An 18681-nucleotide genomic window follows, 5' to 3' on the forward strand; every position below is an offset into this window, starting at 1 on the left:
TTTCCTAATTTTACGGGAGTTAACTGAATCTCAAACAAAATAAATCATATCCGATAATGAAAGTAACTGTAGTTGGAGCTGGTAACGTAGGTGCAACCTGCGCTGACGTATTAGCTTACCGCGAAATCGCGAACGAAGTAGTTTTAGTGGATATTAAAGAAGGTTTTGCTGAGGGCAAAGCGCTTGATATCTGGCAGAAAGCCCCTATCAACCTATACGACACACGCACTGTAGGTGTAACTAACGATTACAGCAAAACAGCAGGTTCTGATGTAGTGGTTATCACATCTGGTTTGCCACGTAAGCCAGGCATGACCCGCGACGACCTTATTTCTACCAACGCGGGCATCGTTACTTCAGTAACTGAGAACATTGTTAAGCACTCTCCGGATGCGATCATCATCGTGGTTTCTAACCCACTTGATGTAATGACTTACGCTGCACACATTACTTCTAAGCTTCCACGCACAAGAGTAATGGGTATGGCTGGTATCCTGGATACAGCACGTTACAGAGCTTTCCTTGCTGAGGCCTTGAATGTATCTCCAAAAGATATCCAGGCGGTATTGATGGGTGGCCACGGCGACACAATGGTTCCGCTTCCGCGTTACACTACAGTTGGCGGTATCCCGGTTACGGAGCTTATCGATGAAGAAACATTGAACGCTATTGTTGACCGTACTAAGAACGGTGGTGGCGAGCTTGTAAAACTGATGGGTACTTCTGCCTGGTATGCTCCGGGTTCAGCTGCTGCTCAGATGGTTGAGGCTATCGTACGTGACCAGCGTCGTGTATTCCCAGTTTGCATGAAACTGGAAGGCGAGTACGGTATTGACGGCGTATACTTAGGTGTACCAGTTATACTTGGTAAGAACGGTATCGAAAGAATCATCGAACTTGACCTGAACGAAGATGAGAAACAATTGCTTGAGACGTCTCGCGGTCACGTGAAAGAAGTAATGGACGCGCTTGACAACATCAACGCTGCCAAAGCTTAATTCTTAAAGTATACTTATTGATTTGAAAGCGGCGCTTCGGAAACGGAGCGCCGCTTTTTGTTTGACCATAGATTAAAGGAATTAGATTGATTTTTAGGATTGTCTGCAGTACTAGGTCCAACCACCCCTAACCCCTCCTTGTCTAATGCGGGGAATTTCCTGCATACGATTATCACCCCCCTACCCCCCTTCAAAAGGGGACTTTCGGTCCTGCTTTTTGCAGAAGTATTAGTTCTGTAGTTTTCTTTTAACCTCCCTTCACACAAGATCTTTACAAGATGACAAAGAGGAAGAATGGCTTTAAATATATTGATGGTAGTTGGAGCAGTAAGTATAAATTCCCCGCCTTGGACAAGGAGGGGTTAGGGGTGGTTGGATCCGGTAACTGCCAAACAAAAAAGCCAACCTTGATTAGAGATGGCTTTTAGTTCTTTCCAGACACTCGCAGGAACTGCGCACACTGCAAGGTCTACCCTACTCCTTCTGACTCGCCTGGAACAGCTTCTGCTTTTCTTCCTTAGACAAACTCTCATAGCCTGAGCTGGAGATTTTATCAAGTATGCGATCTATTTCGTGCTGGCTCGGCTTGCCTCCTGGCTGGGTAGTAGCGGAACTTCGGCCGTTAGAAAAGGTACTACTCGTGGTTCGATGGGTTACTTTAAGTTTAGGCCTGCTCTTAAACAAATTTGCAAAGAAGTCGGTTACGGCTAACACAGGTCGGCCCATGTCGTTGCCGCGCTGCAGCTGCTTTACGAATAACCAACCAATAAAGGCGCCACCCAAGTGTGCAATGTTACCTCCTGCATTATCTCCCACAGCCCCTGAAATAGACAGCAGCACCAGGAAAGCAGCGATATACTTAATGCGGATCGGCCCTATCAGGATCAGGTTGAAAGTATAGTTTGGCAACAGCGTAGCCGCAGCCACCACAATAGCCAGCACACTAGCCGATGCACCAATCATAAACGAAGCGGCTGCTCTATCGGCAAAGTATGGGATAAAGTTATAGCTAAGCATGTACAACACACCGCCGGCTATACCACCCAATATATAAAGGCTTAAAAGTTTCCGTTCGCCGAGGTACTCTCTAATTAACTGCCCGAACCAGTATAGGTTAAGCAGGTTAAAAATGATGTGCAGAAAACCTTCATGAGTAAAAAAGTAGGAGATCAGCGTCCAGGGGCGGGTAATAAACACCAACGGATCAGAGTTAAGCGCAATAAACTCCATCAACGTGTTGTATACGCCGCCTCCACCGGTAAGCACCAATATAGTACGCGTTATGATCAGCACCACAAACACGATCACGTTAATCAGGATAAGCTGTTTAAGTGTGTTGTTTTGCTGCTTAAAAGAGTGCTTTATATCTTCAAAAATGCTCATTATTTGTTAGAAGTTATCCTGGTAATCGCTGCGTTGCCACATCTTCACAAGTATATACGCGAACAGCATGCCGCCAAGGTGCGCAAAGTGAGCTACGTTATCGCCGGGCATGCGGTTAAACCCGGAGTATAGCTCGAAGGCCCCATACATCAGCACAAAATACTTTGCTTTTATAGGCACCGGGAAGAACAGCAGCATGAGCTCAAGGTTCGGGAACAGCAAACCAAAAGCCATCAGTATACCGAAAACAGCACCGGAGGCTCCAAGCATCGGCACATTCACCAGTTCGTTGTATACTTCCTTTACGGCGCTTTTGCTCTCTTCAATGTAAGCTTGATTGTCTGGGTTGCGCCGGTACTCCACTACAAACTGTCGCTGGTACCTACCCTCAAAATGATCCTCCAAAAAATTGTAGAAAGCCATTGGGGTTGGGCTTTCAATATAGGCCGAGGCATCTTCTCGTACCTCGTTCAATTCATATGCCCTTACACCAGAGTAAAGCAAACTAGCACCTAGACCAGTTATCAGGTAAAAGGCCAGAAACCGCTGTGGTCCCCAGAACCGCTCCAGCAGTGGTCCGAAAATAAACAAGCTGAACATGTTGCTGAATACATGTGCCCAGCCCCCATGCAGGAACATGTGCGTAAACAGCTGCACCGGCTGAAAGTACTCGGAGCTAAAGTGGTACAAGGCAAACTGCCCTGTTGGGAACAGCCTGTCCTGAAGTATAAAAATGACCACGTTGATGATCAGGAGATTCCTGACCATAGGGGTGATATTGAACATGCGCGTATCAGTTAAAAAGTATAAGCCATGAACTGCTTATACTTAAGGCTTATACTTTAGATAAATAGTTGTGTTGTAAATTCAGGCTATACTCCTGAAACAACATTAAAAAAATTAATAATCAAGCAATTTACTTACCCTTTCAGGAAGAGTTCGTGCAGCTGGCTCAGTTCCATAATCACCAACGTCTTTTGCCCTCCCGGAGTATAGCTTGGCACCTGGCAGGCGAAAAGCTTGTCTACAAGTGAGTTCATCTCCAAATCCGACATACGTGCCAGAGAACGCGAAGCCATGCGCTTGGCCATGGCCCTTGCAAGGTTCTCGCTTTTATCAAGCTTTAAAGTGGCTAAATTGTTTTTATACTGCTCTACCAGTTCCTCCAGCAGTTCTTTCTCGTTAGCGGCATGCACATCGGCAGGTATACCATTAAGTATGATGGTGTTACCGCCGAAATCCTCAAACTGAAATCCCATGGCTTTAAACTCCGAAGCCAACTCTTTTACAAGTATAGCATCAGCCGCCGACAGTTCTATGGTCTGCGGGAAGAGCAAAGCCTGCGAGGCACCTGTTTTCTTTTGTAATGAGTTGCTATACTTTTCGTAAAGAATACGCTCCTGGGCCGCCTGCTGGTCTATGATCATCATACCAGATTTAACCTGCACGAGTAAATACTTTTGATGGATTTGGATGGCCTTATTTGCTGTGCCCGCTCCCACCGATTCTGCAGCAAACGCATCATCCAGCAGGCCCATTCCTGATGTGGCTGAGCTAACTCTTTCTTCCTGTGCCGGCTGTTGCCGCAGAGGCTCATACAACTGCTCCCACCCTTTAGAGGTTGCCCTTCTGGCTGATGCCGGTGGCGTAAAACCCGGAAAAGCTGTACTGCCTCCTCCACCCGACGATGGGCGGCTTTCCGTGTCAAATTCATTAAACCCGCCCTGTACGCGTATTGGCTGCAAAGGTGCAAAGTTTACATCACCGTCAAAATCCAACGACGGCGCAATGTTGTAGGCACCTAATGCTTTTTTAACGGCAGCGTGCACAATGGCATATACCGTTTTCTCGTCTTCAAATTTGATTTCGGTTTTGGTTGGGTGTACGTTTATGTCAATCTTCTCTGGCTCCAACTCTATAAAAAGCACGTAAAACGGATAGCTGTCTTTAGGGAGTAGCCCTTCAAAGGCTGTCATCACGGCATGGTTCAGGTAACCGCTTTTTACAAACCGGTTGTTTACAAAAAAGAACTGCTCACCACGGCTTTTCTTTGCATGCTCTGGTTTGCCAATATAGCCCTTTACGCTCAGGAAAGAAGTATCCTCTTCGCAGTAGGCCATCTGCTCCTTATAGTTGCTGCCCAGTATTCCTACTATTCGCTGGCTAAGTTTAGTGGCTGGCAGGTTAAACACCTCCACATCGTTATGGTACAGGCTAAAAGCCACTTCCGGGTAAGCCAATGCCACTCTTTGGAACTCATCCAGTATATGGCGCATCTCCACTGCATTCGTCTTCAGGAAGTTGCGCCGCGCAGGCACATTGTAAAAAAGGTTTTTAACAGCAATAGACGTTCCCTCTGGTGCGGCCACCGGCTCCTGCAGCACAACCGCAGAACCCTCGATTAAAAGCTTAGTGCCGGTTTCGGCATCTTTTGTTTTCGTTTTAAGCTCTACCTGGGCTACAGCACCTATAGATGCCATCGCCTCTCCCCTGAAACCCATTGTCCGGATTCTGAACAAATCTTCGGTAGTACTGATTTTAGAAGTAGCATGGCGCTCAAAGCACATCCGAGCATCGGTCTCAGACATGCCAATGCCGTTGTCTACCAGTTGGATAAGCTGCTTGCCTGCCTCCTTTACAATCAGTTGTATGTTTGTAGCTCTGGCATCTATCGCATTCTCCAGCAGTTCTTTTACAACCGATGCAGGGCGCTGCACCACTTCGCCGGCGGCGATCTGGTTAGCCAGGAAATCAGGCAATAAATGTATGATATCGGGCATCTGGTAGTTAAGTATTCTTAATTACTATATTTTTATACTCTAAATCAGCCGTTTAACTAATTCCGGTAAAGTTTTTGCTTTTTTAATAATGTAAAAACAGAACTTATTCGGAATTAAATTTATTACTAATTTACAGACTGATTCATATCAGACGTTCTTTAAATTGCTAATTAGGTACGATGATTGATTAATTCTTAAAAAAGAACTAATTCCTGTATCTGTGATGGGGCTGGTGGCGTTAGCAATAATAGGTAGCTACTCTTGATGCCACGAAAGCTTTAGGCCGGCATTTAGGTTCAACACCTTTCTTTCCTATCAGCGTTGGCCTAGGGCAATGCATCTGATTAGTAGCCTGTCTTTATGAATCGTCTGTTGCAAAAATAGGCTTAATTTTTACTTGTTCCAATTAATTAAATAGTAGTGCGGATGTTGAAGAGTTTTAGCTTAGGGTTATTGATTATACTTTTTCTTGGTATGGGGCCGCTGATGTCTTTAAAGTCATCAGACAGCATCGTTGTGAGTACCAAAGAACAAAGTTGGGTCGATAGCGTTATGATCTCTCTTTCCCCTGAACAGCGTATTGGACAGCTGTTTATGGTAGCCGCCTACTCGAATAAATCTGAAAAACACTTCCGCGAAATAGATACACTTGTGAGCCGTTATGGGATTGGTGGTGTGATGTTTATGCAGGGTGGTCCGATGCGCCAGGCAAAACTCACTAACCGTTTCCAGAGCCAGGCTAAGGTGCCGATGCTTGTAGCCATGGATGCTGAGTGGGGTTTGGGTATGCGCCTGGACAGCACCATGCAGTTTGCCCGTCAGATGACCTTAGGCGCGATGAGCGATGAGAAGTATGTGTACCTGATGGGCCGTGAGATTGCTTTAAAGATGAAGCGTCTGGGCGTTAATGTGAGCTTCTCGCCAGTGTTGGATGTGAACGTAAATTCTAAAAACCCTGTAATCGGTAACCGCTCTTTCGGTGAGTCTAAAGAAGAAGTAACACGCAGGGGCATAGCTTATATCAGAGGATTACAGGACCATGGTGTGGTGGCTGTTGCCAAGCACTTCCCAGGGCACGGTGATACGGATGTAGATTCGCATCATGCACTGCCTATTGTGCCGCACGACATGAAGCGCCTGACTGAAGTGGAGCTTTACCCTTTCCATAAATCTTTTGAAGCTGGTGTGATGGGCGTGATGGTAGCCCACCTGTACATGCCTAAAATAGATAGCACCCGAAATTTAGCCACTACCCTATCAAAGCCGCTTGTTACAGGCCTTCTTCAGGAGAAAATGAAGTATAGAGGCTTGGTGTTTACAGATGCCTTAAACATGAAAGGCGTAAGCAAATACTACAAGCCTGGAGAGGTAGACCTGAAGGCTCTGATGGCCGGCAACGATGTGTTGCTGTTTCCGGAAGATGTACCGGTTGCTATCCGAAAAATTAAAGGCGCTATAGCTGCCGGCCAGTTAACACAGGCTGAAGTAGACCATCATGTGCGCAAAATACTACACACAAAATACTGGGCTGGTTTAAACAACCCAAAACCCGTTACGCTAGACAACCTGCAGGAGGAAATGGAAAGACCAGTGAGCAATGTGGTACAGGAGCAATTATACAACCATGCCGTTACGGTAGTACAAAACAAAAGTAACCTGCTGCCTTTCCGTACGCTGGATACACTGAATATTGCTTCGGTGGCAATAGGCGTTACGGAGGTTAACAAGTTTCAGGAAACACTGGGATACTATGCTCCGGTAACAAAATTTGCCATCTCGGATCGTTTTGCACCGGATTCTGCTTTTGCAAGGCTCATTCCGAAGCTACAGGATAAAAACGTAGTGGTAGTAAGTATACATAACATGAACTCCACACCTGCCAAAGATTATGGTATAGGTTTGGGTACTCGTGCATTTATACAGTACCTGCAGGAGCGCACTGATAAAAAGGTGATTGTGGCTGTTATGGGAAATGCCTACAGCTTAAAGCACTTTGAAAAGAGCAATTGGCTGCTTTGCGGCTACGAAGATAACCCGGTGGCGCAGTCGCTGGTGCCGCAAGTAATATTTGGGGCAAGGGCGGCAAATGGCAAATTACCTGTTACAGCTTCTCCTAAATTTAAAGTGGGCATGGGCGTTGCCACTCCTACACTTGGCCGCTTAAAGTATGGCGTACCCGAAAGCGTGGGCATGGATTCTAAAGTGTTGGCTCAGATAGATAACGTTGCCCGCGAAGCCATTGCCTATGCCGCTACACCAGGTGCACAAGTGCTTGTGGTAAAAGACGGTACTGTAATCTTTAACAAAGCTTACGGCTACCATACTTACGACAAGACCAAGCCGGTTACCACCAGCACTGTTTACGATGTAGCCTCTATTACCAAAGTAGCAGCTACGTTGCAGGCCATCATGTTCCTGAAAGACCAGGGCAAGATAAACCTTGATGCGAAAGTATCTACTTACCTGCCCGAGCTAAAAGGCACGAACAAACAAAATATCGTACTCCGTGACGTGCTGGCGCACCAGGCCGGTTTGCAGGCAGGCTTACCTGCATGGCAGACCACGCTTAAATCAGTAGAGACGAAGAAGGTGTTCTACGCCAGCCGCCAGAATGATGTGTATACTAATGAGGTAGTGCCGGGCTTCTACTCCATCAGAAGTATGGAAGACTCGCTTTGGGCCTGGACAGTGAAAACCAGAATGCTACCACCGCGCAAAGACGGTAAAGGCTACGATTACAAGTATAGCGACCTTGATTTTTATGTGCTGAAACGTTTGGCAGAGCGTATGCTAAACCAGCCACTCGACGAGTTTATGGACCAGAATTTCTATGCGCCGCTTGGCCTGAGCACCATGACCTACAAGCCACTGCTCAAGCATCCGCAGGAAAAGATAGCTCCTACCGAAGACGATAAGTATTTCCGCCATAACCTGCTGTGGGGCAGCGTGCACGACCAGGGAGCCGCTATGATGGGTGGTGTGGCAGGCCATGCCGGCTTGTTCTCCAACGCTAACGACCTGGCTATACTTTTGCAGATGAACCTGCAGAACGGTAGCTATGGCGGCCATAAATTCTTTAATACTCCTGTGGTGGCGGAGTTCTCTAAAAAGCAATTTAAGAACAGCCGCCGCGGCCTTGGCTGGGATAAGCCGGAACCTGAAAGCGGAGGACCGACCTCAAGTATGGCATCGCTGAGTACTTTTGGCCATACTGGTTTTACAGGTACTGGCGCATGGGTAGATCCTGAGAATAACCTAATTTACATCTTCCTGTCAAACAGAGTATACCCAGATGCAGGCAACAATAAACTGGTTACCTATAACATCCGGACACGTATACACGATGTGATATATAAAGCGATAATTCCTAAAACATAAAAGATATTATGTAGTTTAGCAGGTGCAGCCCTTTATATTGGCTGCACTTGTTATTTACACAGCAAGCACAACTATGAGAATCGGAATAGTTTGTTACCCTACCTTCGGTGGTAGCGGGGTGGTAGCCACAGAGCTAGGTAAAGAACTCGCTCTAAAGGGCCATAAAGTTCACTTTATCACCTATAGCCAACCTGCGCGCCTCGATATTTTTAACGAGAACCTGTTCTACCACGAAGTATACATCCCTACTTACCCGCTTTTCCAGTACCCTCCATACGAGCTGGCGCTGGCAAGCAAAATGGTAGACATCGTACAGTTCGAGAAACTTGATGTGCTGCATGTGCACTATGCCATACCGCACGCATCGGCGGCTTATATGGCCAAGCAGATCCTGCGCACTAAAGACATCAACATACCGGTTATTACTACCCTGCATGGCACTGATATTACGCTGGTAGGTAAAGATGCTTCTTTTGAGCCGGTGGTAACGTTCAGCATCAACCAATCAGATGGTGTAACAGCTGTTTCGGATAGCCTGCGTACTGAGACATATGAATACTTTCAGATCGAGAAAGACATCGCCGTCATTCCGAACTTCATTAACCTCGAAAAATTCCGCCGCCAGAAAAAGGAGCACTTCCGAATGGCTATCAGCCCCAACGATGAAAAGCTGTTAGTGCATACTTCTAACTTCAGATCGGTGAAGCGCGTGGAGGATGTAATCCAGATTTTTGCAGAAGTACGCCGTAATATGCCAAGTAAACTGCTGCTGGTAGGCGATGGCCCTGAGCGCCCTAAAATGGAAAAGCTGTGCCGCGAACTGCAAATCTGCAACGATGTGCGTTTCCTGGGCAAGCTGGACGCCGTGGAAGAAGTACTTTCTATTGCCGACCTGTTTTTGATGCCATCAGAGAAAGAGAGCTTTGGATTGGCAGCCCTAGAGGCAATGGCCTGTGAGGTACCGGTTATCTCATCTAACGCAGGTGGTATACCAGAACTTAATATCGATGGCGTCACAGGCTTCACAAGTCCAGTGGGTGCCGTTGGCGAAATGGTGCAGAATGCCCTTACTATACTTGACGATGCCAACCTGCCGCGCTTTAAAGCCAGTGCCTTGGAAAGAGCCAAGGATTTTGACATTGGGAAGATCGTACCTAAGTATGAAGAGTTTTACCAGAAGATAATAGACGAACAGCTGGCATTACTTTAATTTTCAGACTGTTTGCTTAAAATCCGGTTGCTGCGTAAGCAACCGGATTTTTTATACTTATATTTAATAAGGCTCCTGCTGCCGTACCTGTACATCCTCTATAGCATCCGCACTATGAATAAAGACAAATACTTTATACTTGATTTCGATAGCACCTTTACTAAAGTAGAGGCCTTGGATGAACTAGGAGAAATCTCGCTGCGCGACGAGCAGAACAAGGAGGAGATACTGCAGCAGATTAAAGAACTGACGGATAGCGCTATGAATGGCAACAGCTCATTCTCAGAAGGACTCACCAAACGGCTACAGTTGTTAAAAGCCAATCGAAAGCATCTGCAGGAGCTCATTGCTATACTTCAGGAGAAGGTATCAGACTCTATTCACCGCAACAAAGCCTTCTTCGAAGAGTTTGCTGACCAAGTCCTGATTGTGTCAAGCGGGTTCAAGGAATTTATACTTCCTATCGTATCAGCCTACGGCATAAAGGAGGAGAACGTGCATGCTAATACGTTTGAGTTTGATGAGCAGGGTAATATTATTGGCTACGACCCTGACAATGTGCTGTGCCAGGATAAAGGCAAAATAAAGCTGCTGGACCAGTTGGGCCTGAGTGGTGATGTGTACGTGCTGGGAGATGGCTACACAGACTACGAAATAAAAGAAGCCGGACTTGCCAACAAGTTCTATGCCTTCACTGAAAACGTGGTGCGCGACAAGGTAGTGGAGAAGGCAGAACACGTAGCTCCAACGCTGGAAGAGTTTCTGTACCAGAACAAGCTGCCCATGGCTGTTTCCTATCCTAAAAATCGTATTAAGGTACTGCTGCTGGAGGGCATCCATCCAAACGCTGTTGAACTGTTTAAACTGGAAGGCTACCAGATAGAGACTGTACCCGGCGCTTTAAATGAAGAGGAATTGTGCAATCAGGTGAAGGATGTATCTATACTTGGTATCAGATCTAAAACACAGGTAACAGCCAAAGTGCTGGAGCACGCTAATCGCCTGATGAGCATCGGAGCTTTCTGCATCGGCACTAACCAAATAGCATTAGACACCTGCCTCAAAGCCGGTATTACTGTTTTTAACGCGCCTTTTAGCAATACCCGAAGTGTGGTAGAGTTGGCGTTGGGTGAGATCATTATGCTATCCCGTAGGATCTTCGACAAAAGTATGAAGATGCACCAGGGCGTATGGGATAAATCTGCCGCCGGAAGTATAGAAGTGCGCGATAAGAAACTGGGTATTGTAGGCTATGGCAACATTGGTGCGCAGCTGTCGGTGCTGGCCGAGGCGATGGGCATGCAGGTATACTATTACGATGTAGTGGAGAAGCTGCAATTGGGCAATGCCCGCAAATGCGAAACCCTACAAGAGCTGCTGCAATTAGCTGACTTTGTAACACTGCACGTGGATGGCAGCCCAAGTAACACCAATTTATTTGGTAAGGCAGAGTTTGACGCCATGAAGCCCGGCGCTGTTTTCCTGAACCTGAGCCGAGGACATGTAGTAGAGATTCCGGCACTGGTAGAGGCGCTTAAGTCTGGAAAGTTGGCAGGTGCAGCTGTTGATGTTTTCCCTTATGAGCCTGCCAGCAACAATGAGGAATTTGTAAACGAACTGCGTGGCCTAGCTAATGTGATACTTACCCCACACATTGGCGGCAGCACCACCGAAGCACAGGAGAACATTGCACGCTTTGTACCCACCCGGATCATGCAGTACATTAATACCGGCAACACATACCAAAGCGTAAATTTCCCGAATATACAGCTGCCTGAGCTTAATAACGCACACCGCCTTATTCACATACATGCCAACGTACCAGGAGTGCTCGCCAACATCAACAATGCTTTAGCCCGAAACGAGGTGAACATACTTGGGCAGTACCTCAAAACAAATGAGCAGATCGGATATGTGATCACTGATATTGATAAAGCTTACGATAAGCAGGTTGTGAGCGAGCTACGAAAAATACCGCACACCATCAAGTTCAGGATACTATACTAGCATTAAAAGAAAAAGGGGCCACAACTATACTTGCTGTGGCCCCTTTTTTATTTTGATCATATTTTAAAATACCTGCCCTATCTCCTGCTTTACAAAGCTGATGGCACGTGCAGTCGGGTCACTTTCGGAAGCAAGTATCGTTTCCAGAATTTTTTTGGCCAGGTCGGTTCCTTTTGCATTTTCGGGCAGCTCCCTGTACGTTTTGTTGATCAGGTTTACTACTTCCTCGCGGGCATGTTTTACCTGCTGCCATGCCTGCTCCGTCATGTACACCTGCTGTGACATATTGTGGTTAAACTCGCTCCGGATCTCAGCCAACAACAAACGGTGGTACTCAGCAGCTGTTTGTCCGGCGGCACCAACGCGTAGCAGCATGTTGCTTGGTGTGATGCGCTCCAGCAGCAGCACAACACGCTCATAGGCCTGCAGTCTAATCGGCAATACTGTATCCGCGTTCTTTTTGCGCAGGTCCAGCAAACGCAACTTATAGTCACGCTCATAATGCTTCTTTACAAGGTAATACATAGCTCCTGCCACAATTATAGCCGGAAGCGCAATTTTGATAAGCTCTATGATAAGTATGGTTACTTCTTGCATTTCTGTTTTCTGGTTTGGCTATAAATATCGCAAAAAATTAATCTAATACCCATGAATCATTTATTCGCTTTACCTGTTAACTTATTAGAACGATTCGCCACGAGCATAATTAAGAAGAATTGCTTAAGTTTGTGGCTACAAATAATGAATAGCTTATACTATGGCAACAGAAACAAAAACTGCACCTATTACTCTAACAGAAAGAGCTTTAGCTGAAGTTAAAAATATAATGCAGGAGAAGAATGTACCAGCAGAATACGGTTTGCGCGTTGGTGTGCAGGGCGGTGGCTGTTCTGGTATGTCTTACCTGTTGGGCTTCGATAAGGCGAAGGATTCTGACGAAATCTTCCATTTGGAAGGCGTTGACCTGATCATGGACAAGAAACATGCGATGTATGTGCTTGGCATGCAGGTTGATTTTCAGGATGGTTTAAATGCCCGTGGATTTGTTTTCAACAACCCTCAGGCTACAAGCACCTGCGGCTGTGGCAGCTCCTTCTCAGCATAAGTAAGATACCTTCTTTCTCTTTAGATAGGCAAAGCCCGGCATATAGTCGGGCTTTGCTGTTTTAGATCAGGATTAGCAGGATGAATGGATGAACAGGATTGCCTGCAGCAACTTGTCCAACCACCCCTGCCCCTCCTTATCCAAGGAGGGGAGCTCTGGAACTACTTCTGCAAATTAACATGGCCTTTAGCTTCTGCGTAACCTCCCATCTACCAAGATCTCTCCAAGATGACAAAGAATATAACATCAACTATTGTGATGGCAGAAGAGAAAGTAAATAAAAGCTCCCCTCCTTGGATAAGGAGGGGCAGGGGTGGTTGGACCCGGCAACTATAGGAAGCTAGCCTGGAGACTCGCACGCACCCTAGATACCCGCCCCAGAAGTATAATCTAGTAATAGGTCTGAAACAGAAACTTATACTTCTCTACCTCAATACTTTTCTAACTTTCTAATAAGTCCTCGTCATACTTGCCGGCACTACAAGTATAAAGTCTGCCTTATTTTTGTGCTCCTCCGACAGCTTTTCCAGGTCCTCCTGCAGCACTGTGGTGATGGTAAACGTCTTAAGCTGAGGATTGCCTTGTTTCAGATACCAGCCTATTCCTTCAAAATTATCGGAGTGGTAGGCTCCATTGAAATGCAGCACCTTTTTGCCTGCATTTACCTGACCAAGTATAAAATGCGCCATGGTAGCATCTTTCAGAGCCTGTGCCTGCACAATGTTCTGGCTTTTAGTATTGCCGTGTGTACTGCTTCCAAACATGGCTAGCATATTTTTATAGCCCAGCAACTCCATATCTACCTTTATAGGCAGCGGTGCGATATACTTTTTTGCATCAGCAGAAACATTCTCCAAAGCAGTTAGACTTCCGGCGGCAACTGTGGCTGCATAACGGCGCGGCACATTGGTGGCAATAAAGGGTAACTTGTTATCCTTGGCGTAACGCACCAGTGGTTTGTAATCAGTCTTATAGTTAGTCCAGATGCGTGACTCCTGCTCAAAGTTGTTTTCTGGCACTACGCCAGCCAGGTACTCGTTCAGCACTAGTTGTACATCGGCTTCAAACATTTCGGCACCCAAGGCTAAGTTTTGCTTATGCTCTTTGTGGAGGTCTTTTGACAATTCCAGTTGCAGCCAGTGCGCAATAGGATCATTGTGCTGCTCCCCGAACAACACCACATCAGCCTCCTCCAACTCATCCAGCATCTTGCTATACTTTATACTTTTGCCATTCTTTGTGAATAGCTGGTAAGCCGGCTTATCTTTATTCTGGGCAAATGTTGTAAGTGCTGTCATCATCAGAAACAGAATAAGGGCAGGTAATATGTTTTTCATCTAAGCGTGATTTTATACTTCAAGATACAAAAAAGCCGGTACTGCAGAGCACCGGCTTTTATACTTTATACTTGTAGCTATACTCTGTAGAAGAGCCACTTCGAAAGTTCTTTGTAGTTGATCTTTTTGCCGTACATCAGGATACCAATGCGGTAAATACGGGCCGCTATCCAGGTGGTAAAGACGAAACCCAGTACCAGCAGCGCCATCGAAAGCAGTAGTTCCCAGGCAGGTACACCAAACGGCACGCGCACCATCATCACAATCGGAGAGGTTAAAGGTATAATCGACATCCAAAATGCAACTGGTCCGTCAGGGTTTTTGAGCACCAACGTATACGACATGATAAAAGAGATGATCAGCGGGATCGTAATCGGGAACATGAACTGCTGCGTGTCTGTCTCGTTGTCTACGGCTGCACCTATGGCCCCGAATAGGGAGCCATACAGCAGGTAGCCTCCTAAAAAGTAAAACAGGAAACTACCAAGTATAAGCGGAAAGTTCAGGTTAGAGATGGCTGCCATACTTTCGCTGACCACTTTTGCTGCTCTGTCTTCTTCCTGTGCCTGTGCATCGGCATCATCCACTTCTTCTCCCAATGCAGCTTCTCGGCCGCTCGCCATTTGCTCTAAAGGCGTTGGCGGCGGCTTCACACCAAACGCTGACTGCACCCCTCCCACTACAATCAGCGAGAGAACAATCCAGAGCAGGAACTGCGTGAGTCCCACGGCAGCTATACCTACTACCTTACCCATCATTAGTTGGAACGGCTTTACCGAAGAAATAATCACCTCAATAATGCGATTCGTTTTCTCCTCTATCACGCCGCGCATAATCTGCACACCATACATAAAGATGAAGAAGTAGATAATCACGGCTCCTGCCACACCTGCTATGGAGTTAGCCACCACACTGCTGTCTCTCTCACCTTCATCACTCAGGTTGATGGTTGTCAGCGAAATGTCTGCTTTTATTTTCTCGAGCGTTTCACGTTCCATGCCAGAGGCAATAAAGCGCTGGTTCTCCACCTCTTTTTCCAGCGCATTCTCCAGGCGCACTTTGGTTTGCAAGCTGGCACTCTTCTTAGAGTAGATAACTACTTTCTCCGGTTCACTTATACTAAAATCCCTTGGGATATAAAGCAAAGCAGTATTGTCTGTTTCGCGGTACACCGTTTTAGCTTGGTCCAGCGTCCCGGCCAACGGCAAGAACTTCAGGTCTTTTTTATCTTCCAACTTATCGGCAAACAGGCCACTTTCGTCCAGCACCATTACGGTTTCGGCACTATCGGAGATGGTAACCAACCAGGCAGGCACAATCATAAAGGCTGCCAGCAACAGCGGGGTAAGCAGCGTCATGATGATGAAGCTTTTCTTACGCACTCGTGTCAGGTACTCACGCTGAATTATTAGCCAGATTTTATGCATGGTGGGTTTCTTTTACTTTTCTGATAAAGATATCGTTTATACTTGGCACCAACTCTATAAAAGAGTGTATCTCTACCCGCGGAATCAGGTACGCCAGCAGATCATTGGGCTTGGTATTGTTAAGTAGCTTAATATTGGCCCTGAAAATGCCATGGCTCTCATGTTGCTCCAGCACCTCAAAATCAGGTGAGGTAACGAGTAAATGGCCATTGCCTATTATCTGGTATGTATCGGTTTTGTAGGCATCCTTCACTTCTTTTACCGGGCCATCCAACACTTTCCGAGAACGGTTTATCAAAGCAATATAATCGCAAAGCTCCTCTACCGACTCCATGCGGTGCGTAGAGAAGATAATGGTGGCACCCCGCTCACGCAAACGCAGTATCTCGTCTTTTATCAGGTTGGCGTTGATTGGGTCAAATCCAGAGAAAGGCTCATCAAGTATGATCAGGGCTGGCTCGTGCATAACGGTAGCAATAAACTGCACCTTCTGCTGCATCCCCTTAGATAGATCTTCGATCTGCTTGCCCATCCACTCTTTAATCTCAAACCTGTCAATCCACTCCTTTATCCTGGTTTTGGCTTCGTCTTTACTTAGGCCTTTCAGTTGCGCCAGGTACAGTAACTGCTCCCCTACCTTCATCTTTTTGTAAAGGCCGCGCTCTTCAGGCAAGTAGCCAATGTCTTTTATATGAGCAGGCTTCAGGCGTTCCCCCTTAAAGTATACTTCGCCGCTATCAGCTCCGGTTATCTGAGTAATAATGCGAATCAGAGAGGTTTTACCGGCGCCATTCGGACCCAGTAAGCCAAAGATGCAGCCAGTAGGAATCTCGAAGCTCACGTTATCGAGGGCAGTATGGTTGCTATAGCGCTTGGTTACGCCGTCAATTTTCAGGATGCTCAACGTTGAATTGCTTTTGATGTACTCAAATATAGGTTTATACTATGTTTAGGACAAGTTTTCCTAAGGTATAGCCAATGTATAATCGACTAAGCTGCATATACGCCGGACCAATAAGAAAGTATGAAGGATTAAGAAGTATAAAAACAGAAGAGCCGCTCTCCACGTGGAAAAGCGGCTCTTCTGTTTAGTATCAGCCTCTGTTACTGAAAGTAATCCTTCACTTTCTCAAAGAAGCCTTTTTCGTTTTTACCCGGGTGTGGAGCAAAGTTTCTTGACTCACGCAGGCCTTCCAGCACAGCACGCTCCTCGTTGCTCAGAGATTTCGGGGTCCATACGTTAATGTGGATCAACTGATCGCCGGTGCCGTAGCCGTTTATATCTTTGATGCCTTTCCCGCGCAGCCTGAAAATCTCTCCGCTTTGCGTACCTGGCTTAATGCTGATCTTTACTTTGCCTGTTATGGTCGGTACTTCGATCTCGGCACCCAGCGCAGCATCAACAAAGCTGATGTACTGGTCATAGATCACGTTATTGCCATCGCGCTTCAGGGTTGGATGCTGCTCCTCCTCTATCTGTATAAGCAAGTCGCCTGGTATTCCGCCACGTTCTGGCACGTTACCTTTGCCACCCATAGAAAGCTGCATGCCATCCATTACGCCAGCTGGCACATTAATGCTGATCACTTCTTCCTGAAGCTCTCTGCCGCTGCCATGGCACGCTTCGCAGTTATTAGTTACAATGCGGCCCTCGCCGTTACAGGTAGGGCATGTTGCCGTAGACACCATCTGGCCCAGCATGGTGTTTACCACTTTGCGCACCTGGCCTGAACCCTGGCACTGACCGCAGGTTTGCATATCGGTACCGTTTTTAGCACCGTTGCCACCGCATGTACTGCAGGCTACGTAACGTTTAACCTTTATCTTCTTCTCTACGCCGTTGGCGATTTCTTCCAGGTTAAGTTTTAGCTTGATGCGCAGGTTAGAGCCTTTACGGGTACGGCGTCCGCCACCGCCAGAACGTCCGCCTCCGAAGAAGCTCTCGAACGGACTGCCACCGCCGCCAAAAATATCACCGAACTGCGAGAAGATATCCTCCATGTTCATGCCACCGCCGCCAAAGCCGCCATTCATGCCTTGATGGCCGAACTGGTCGTAGCGCTGACGCTTCTGCTGGTCGCTTAGTACCTCGTAAGCCTCAGCAGCTTCTTTAAACCGTTCTTCCGCTGTGTGGTCGTCGGGATTTTTGTCCGGGTGGTACTTGATGGCTAGTTTACGGTAAGCCTTCTTTATCTCCTCTGGGCTTGCACTCTTGCTTACACCTAAAACCTCGTAATAATCTCTCTTAGCCATTGCTTACGCTCCAATTATAACTTTTGCGAAACGGATTACCTTATCATTCAAAGTATAACCCTTTTCAATTACATCAACAATCTTGCCTTTCAATTCTTCAGACGGAGCCGGAATCTGTGTTACCGCTTCGTGCATGTCTGCGTCAAAGTCTTCGCCAGCATGAATTTGCATTGCCTTAAGGCCTTTTTGCTGCGTTACGTGCTTTAATTTATGGAACACCAGTTCCAGACCCTGCAGCATGGCATCCACATCTTTGGTAGCCTCCATCGACTGACGCGCGCGCTCCATGTCATCTAACACAGGCAGCAACTCCACCATCACATCCTGTGAAGCTGTTTTTAGCAAATCTTGGCGCTCTTTGGTTGTTCTGCGTCTGAAATTCTCAAACTCAGCCATCAGGCGCACAAATTTATCTTTCATTTCAGCCAGTTGGATGGCTGTTGTATCTTCTTCCTGAGCAGTATCAGTGGATTCATTAGTTTCTTCGGAATTCTGCTCTTCTTCCTGTCCGTTTGCTTCCGCGTTGACAGGCTGGTCCTGCAGTTCCTCGTTCTCCTGTGCTTTCTTAGTGTCTTTCTCTGACATAATGCCTTAAAAGTTTAGGTTGTTAAGTCTATTCTGTCTTTTCAATTAACTTGCCAATTCGCTGTTTGTGCCAAGTTGGCACAAATTAATTGTGAATGAGCGGTTGAGTGAGTGATAATCAAATTAATTTATACTTAGTAGTTATTGCTTAACCCCCCTTTTACCAAAACCCTTTACAGGATGACAAAAGGAAGAGACGCATTTACTCACTCGCTAAT

Annotated in this window: 14 protein-coding genes; 5 read left to right on the top strand and 9 right to left on the bottom strand. The window is 46.6% G+C overall.

Annotated elements, in window-relative coordinates:
• The first annotated feature begins 56 nt into the window (after positions 1 to 56).
• Positions 57 to 998 (top strand): malate dehydrogenase, encoded by a 942-nt coding sequence (gene mdh / locus H8S84_RS12140; protein WP_187067607.1) that lies wholly within the window; start codon positions 57 to 59, stop codon positions 996 to 998.
• Positions 999 to 1472: 474 nt separating this feature from the next.
• Here the strand turns inward: mdh and H8S84_RS12145 are convergent, their stop codons facing one another.
• From H8S84_RS12145 to mutL, 3 genes are all read right to left on the bottom strand, one after another.
• Positions 1473 to 2381 carry a rhomboid family intramembrane serine protease gene (locus tag H8S84_RS12145; RefSeq protein WP_187067608.1) on the bottom strand — a complete coding sequence of 303 codons (909 nt, stop codon included), beginning with the start codon at positions 2379 to 2381 and terminating at the stop codon, positions 1473 to 1475.
• A gap of 6 nt (positions 2382 to 2387) precedes the next feature.
• Positions 2388 to 3167, bottom strand: a complete 780-nt coding sequence (locus tag H8S84_RS12150; RefSeq protein ID WP_187067609.1) for a rhomboid family intramembrane serine protease — start codon at positions 3165 to 3167, stop codon at positions 2388 to 2390.
• 134 nt (positions 3168 to 3301) lie between these two features.
• Positions 3302 to 5161: a DNA mismatch repair endonuclease MutL gene (gene mutL, locus H8S84_RS12155; RefSeq protein ID WP_187067610.1), complete on the bottom strand. Its 1860-nt coding sequence runs from the start codon at positions 5159 to 5161 to the stop codon at positions 3302 to 3304.
• A 426-nt stretch (positions 5162 to 5587) separates the two neighbouring features.
• Between mutL and H8S84_RS12160 the strand changes: the two genes are divergently transcribed.
• The 3 genes from H8S84_RS12160 to serA all read left to right on the top strand — a co-directional run bounded on the left by H8S84_RS12160 (position 5588) and on the right by serA (position 11756).
• Positions 5588 to 8539: a glycoside hydrolase family 3 N-terminal domain-containing protein gene (locus tag H8S84_RS12160; RefSeq protein ID WP_230407161.1), complete on the top strand. Its 2952-nt coding sequence runs from the start codon at positions 5588 to 5590 to the stop codon at positions 8537 to 8539.
• Positions 8540 to 8612: 73 nt separating this feature from the next.
• Positions 8613 to 9749, top strand: coding sequence for an N-acetyl-alpha-D-glucosaminyl L-malate synthase BshA (gene bshA / locus H8S84_RS12165; protein ID WP_187067611.1), 1137 nt, complete (start codon positions 8613 to 8615; stop codon positions 9747 to 9749).
• Positions 9750 to 9863: 114 nt separating this feature from the next.
• Positions 9864 to 11756: a phosphoglycerate dehydrogenase gene (serA, locus tag H8S84_RS12170; protein ID WP_187067612.1), complete on the top strand. Its 1893-nt coding sequence runs from the start codon at positions 9864 to 9866 to the stop codon at positions 11754 to 11756.
• A gap of 63 nt (positions 11757 to 11819) precedes the next feature.
• On the opposite strand, the gene H8S84_RS12175 is transcribed toward serA, so the two are convergent.
• Entirely contained in the window at positions 11820 to 12353 is a 534-nt protein-coding gene (locus tag H8S84_RS12175; protein ID WP_187067613.1) for a DUF7935 family protein, read from the bottom strand.
• A gap of 160 nt (positions 12354 to 12513) precedes the next feature.
• Here H8S84_RS12175 and H8S84_RS12180 point away from each other — a divergent pair, with 160 nt between their 5' ends.
• Complete coding sequence (locus H8S84_RS12180; protein ID WP_187067614.1) at positions 12514 to 12861, top strand: HesB/IscA family protein; 348 nt, start codon at positions 12514 to 12516, stop codon at positions 12859 to 12861.
• Between the two features lie 449 nt (positions 12862 to 13310).
• On the opposite strand, the gene H8S84_RS12185 is transcribed toward H8S84_RS12180, so the two are convergent.
• The 5 genes from H8S84_RS12185 to H8S84_RS12205 form a co-directional block, all read right to left on the bottom strand.
• A complete protein-coding gene (locus H8S84_RS12185) occupies positions 13311 to 14198 on the bottom strand; it encodes a ChaN family lipoprotein (protein ID WP_187067615.1) in 888 nt (295 codons plus the stop codon).
• Between the two features lie 77 nt (positions 14199 to 14275).
• The gene (locus tag H8S84_RS12190) at positions 14276 to 15625 is read right to left on the bottom strand and encodes an ABC transporter permease (RefSeq protein WP_187067616.1); all 1350 of its coding nucleotides are present in this window, start codon (positions 15623 to 15625) and stop codon (positions 14276 to 14278) included.
• Positions 15618 to 16529 carry an ABC transporter ATP-binding protein gene (locus H8S84_RS12195; RefSeq protein ID WP_187067617.1) on the bottom strand — a complete coding sequence of 304 codons (912 nt, stop codon included), beginning with the start codon at positions 16527 to 16529 and terminating at the stop codon, positions 15618 to 15620. Before H8S84_RS12195 ends, H8S84_RS12190 begins: the two co-directional genes overlap by 8 nt.
• 200 nt (positions 16530 to 16729) lie before the next feature.
• Positions 16730 to 17878 carry a molecular chaperone DnaJ gene (dnaJ, locus tag H8S84_RS12200; RefSeq protein ID WP_187067618.1) on the bottom strand — a complete coding sequence of 383 codons (1149 nt, stop codon included), beginning with the start codon at positions 17876 to 17878 and terminating at the stop codon, positions 16730 to 16732.
• A gap of 3 nt (positions 17879 to 17881) precedes the next feature.
• Entirely contained in the window at positions 17882 to 18463 is a 582-nt protein-coding gene (locus H8S84_RS12205; protein WP_187067619.1) for a nucleotide exchange factor GrpE, read from the bottom strand.
• Between the last annotated feature and the right edge of the window lie 218 nt (positions 18464 to 18681).

Origin of the sequence: Pontibacter cellulosilyticus, from assembly GCF_014306105.1 — a bacterium.
Taxonomy (GTDB): domain Bacteria; phylum Bacteroidota; class Bacteroidia; order Cytophagales; family Hymenobacteraceae; genus Pontibacter; species Pontibacter cellulosilyticus.

Coding starts and splice junctions, on each gene's coding strand:
- mutL (WP_187067610.1), bottom strand. CDS start 5,161: ATGCCCGATATCATACATTTATTGCCTGATTTCCTGGCTAACCAGATC.
- H8S84_RS12205 (WP_187067619.1), bottom strand. CDS start 18,463: ATGTCAGAGAAAGACACTAAGAAAGCACAGGAGAACGAGGAACTGCAG.
- bshA (WP_187067611.1), top strand. CDS start 8,613: ATGAGAATCGGAATAGTTTGTTACCCTACCTTCGGTGGTAGCGGGGTG.
- H8S84_RS12160 (WP_230407161.1), top strand. CDS start 5,588: ATGTTGAAGAGTTTTAGCTTAGGGTTATTGATTATACTTTTTCTTGGT.
- H8S84_RS12180 (WP_187067614.1), top strand. CDS start 12,514: ATGGCAACAGAAACAAAAACTGCACCTATTACTCTAACAGAAAGAGCT.
- H8S84_RS12190 (WP_187067616.1), bottom strand. CDS start 15,625: ATGCATAAAATCTGGCTAATAATTCAGCGTGAGTACCTGACACGAGTG.
- H8S84_RS12185 (WP_187067615.1), bottom strand. CDS start 14,198: ATGAAAAACATATTACCTGCCCTTATTCTGTTTCTGATGATGACAGCA.
- H8S84_RS12150 (WP_187067609.1), bottom strand. CDS start 3,167: ATGTTCAATATCACCCCTATGGTCAGGAATCTCCTGATCATCAACGTG.
- mdh (WP_187067607.1), top strand. CDS start 57: ATGAAAGTAACTGTAGTTGGAGCTGGTAACGTAGGTGCAACCTGCGCT.
- dnaJ (WP_187067618.1), bottom strand. CDS start 17,878: ATGGCTAAGAGAGATTATTACGAGGTTTTAGGTGTAAGCAAGAGTGCA.
- serA (WP_187067612.1), top strand. CDS start 9,864: ATGAATAAAGACAAATACTTTATACTTGATTTCGATAGCACCTTTACT.
- H8S84_RS12175 (WP_187067613.1), bottom strand. CDS start 12,353: ATGCAAGAAGTAACCATACTTATCATAGAGCTTATCAAAATTGCGCTT.
- H8S84_RS12145 (WP_187067608.1), bottom strand. CDS start 2,381: ATGAGCATTTTTGAAGATATAAAGCACTCTTTTAAGCAGCAAAACAAC.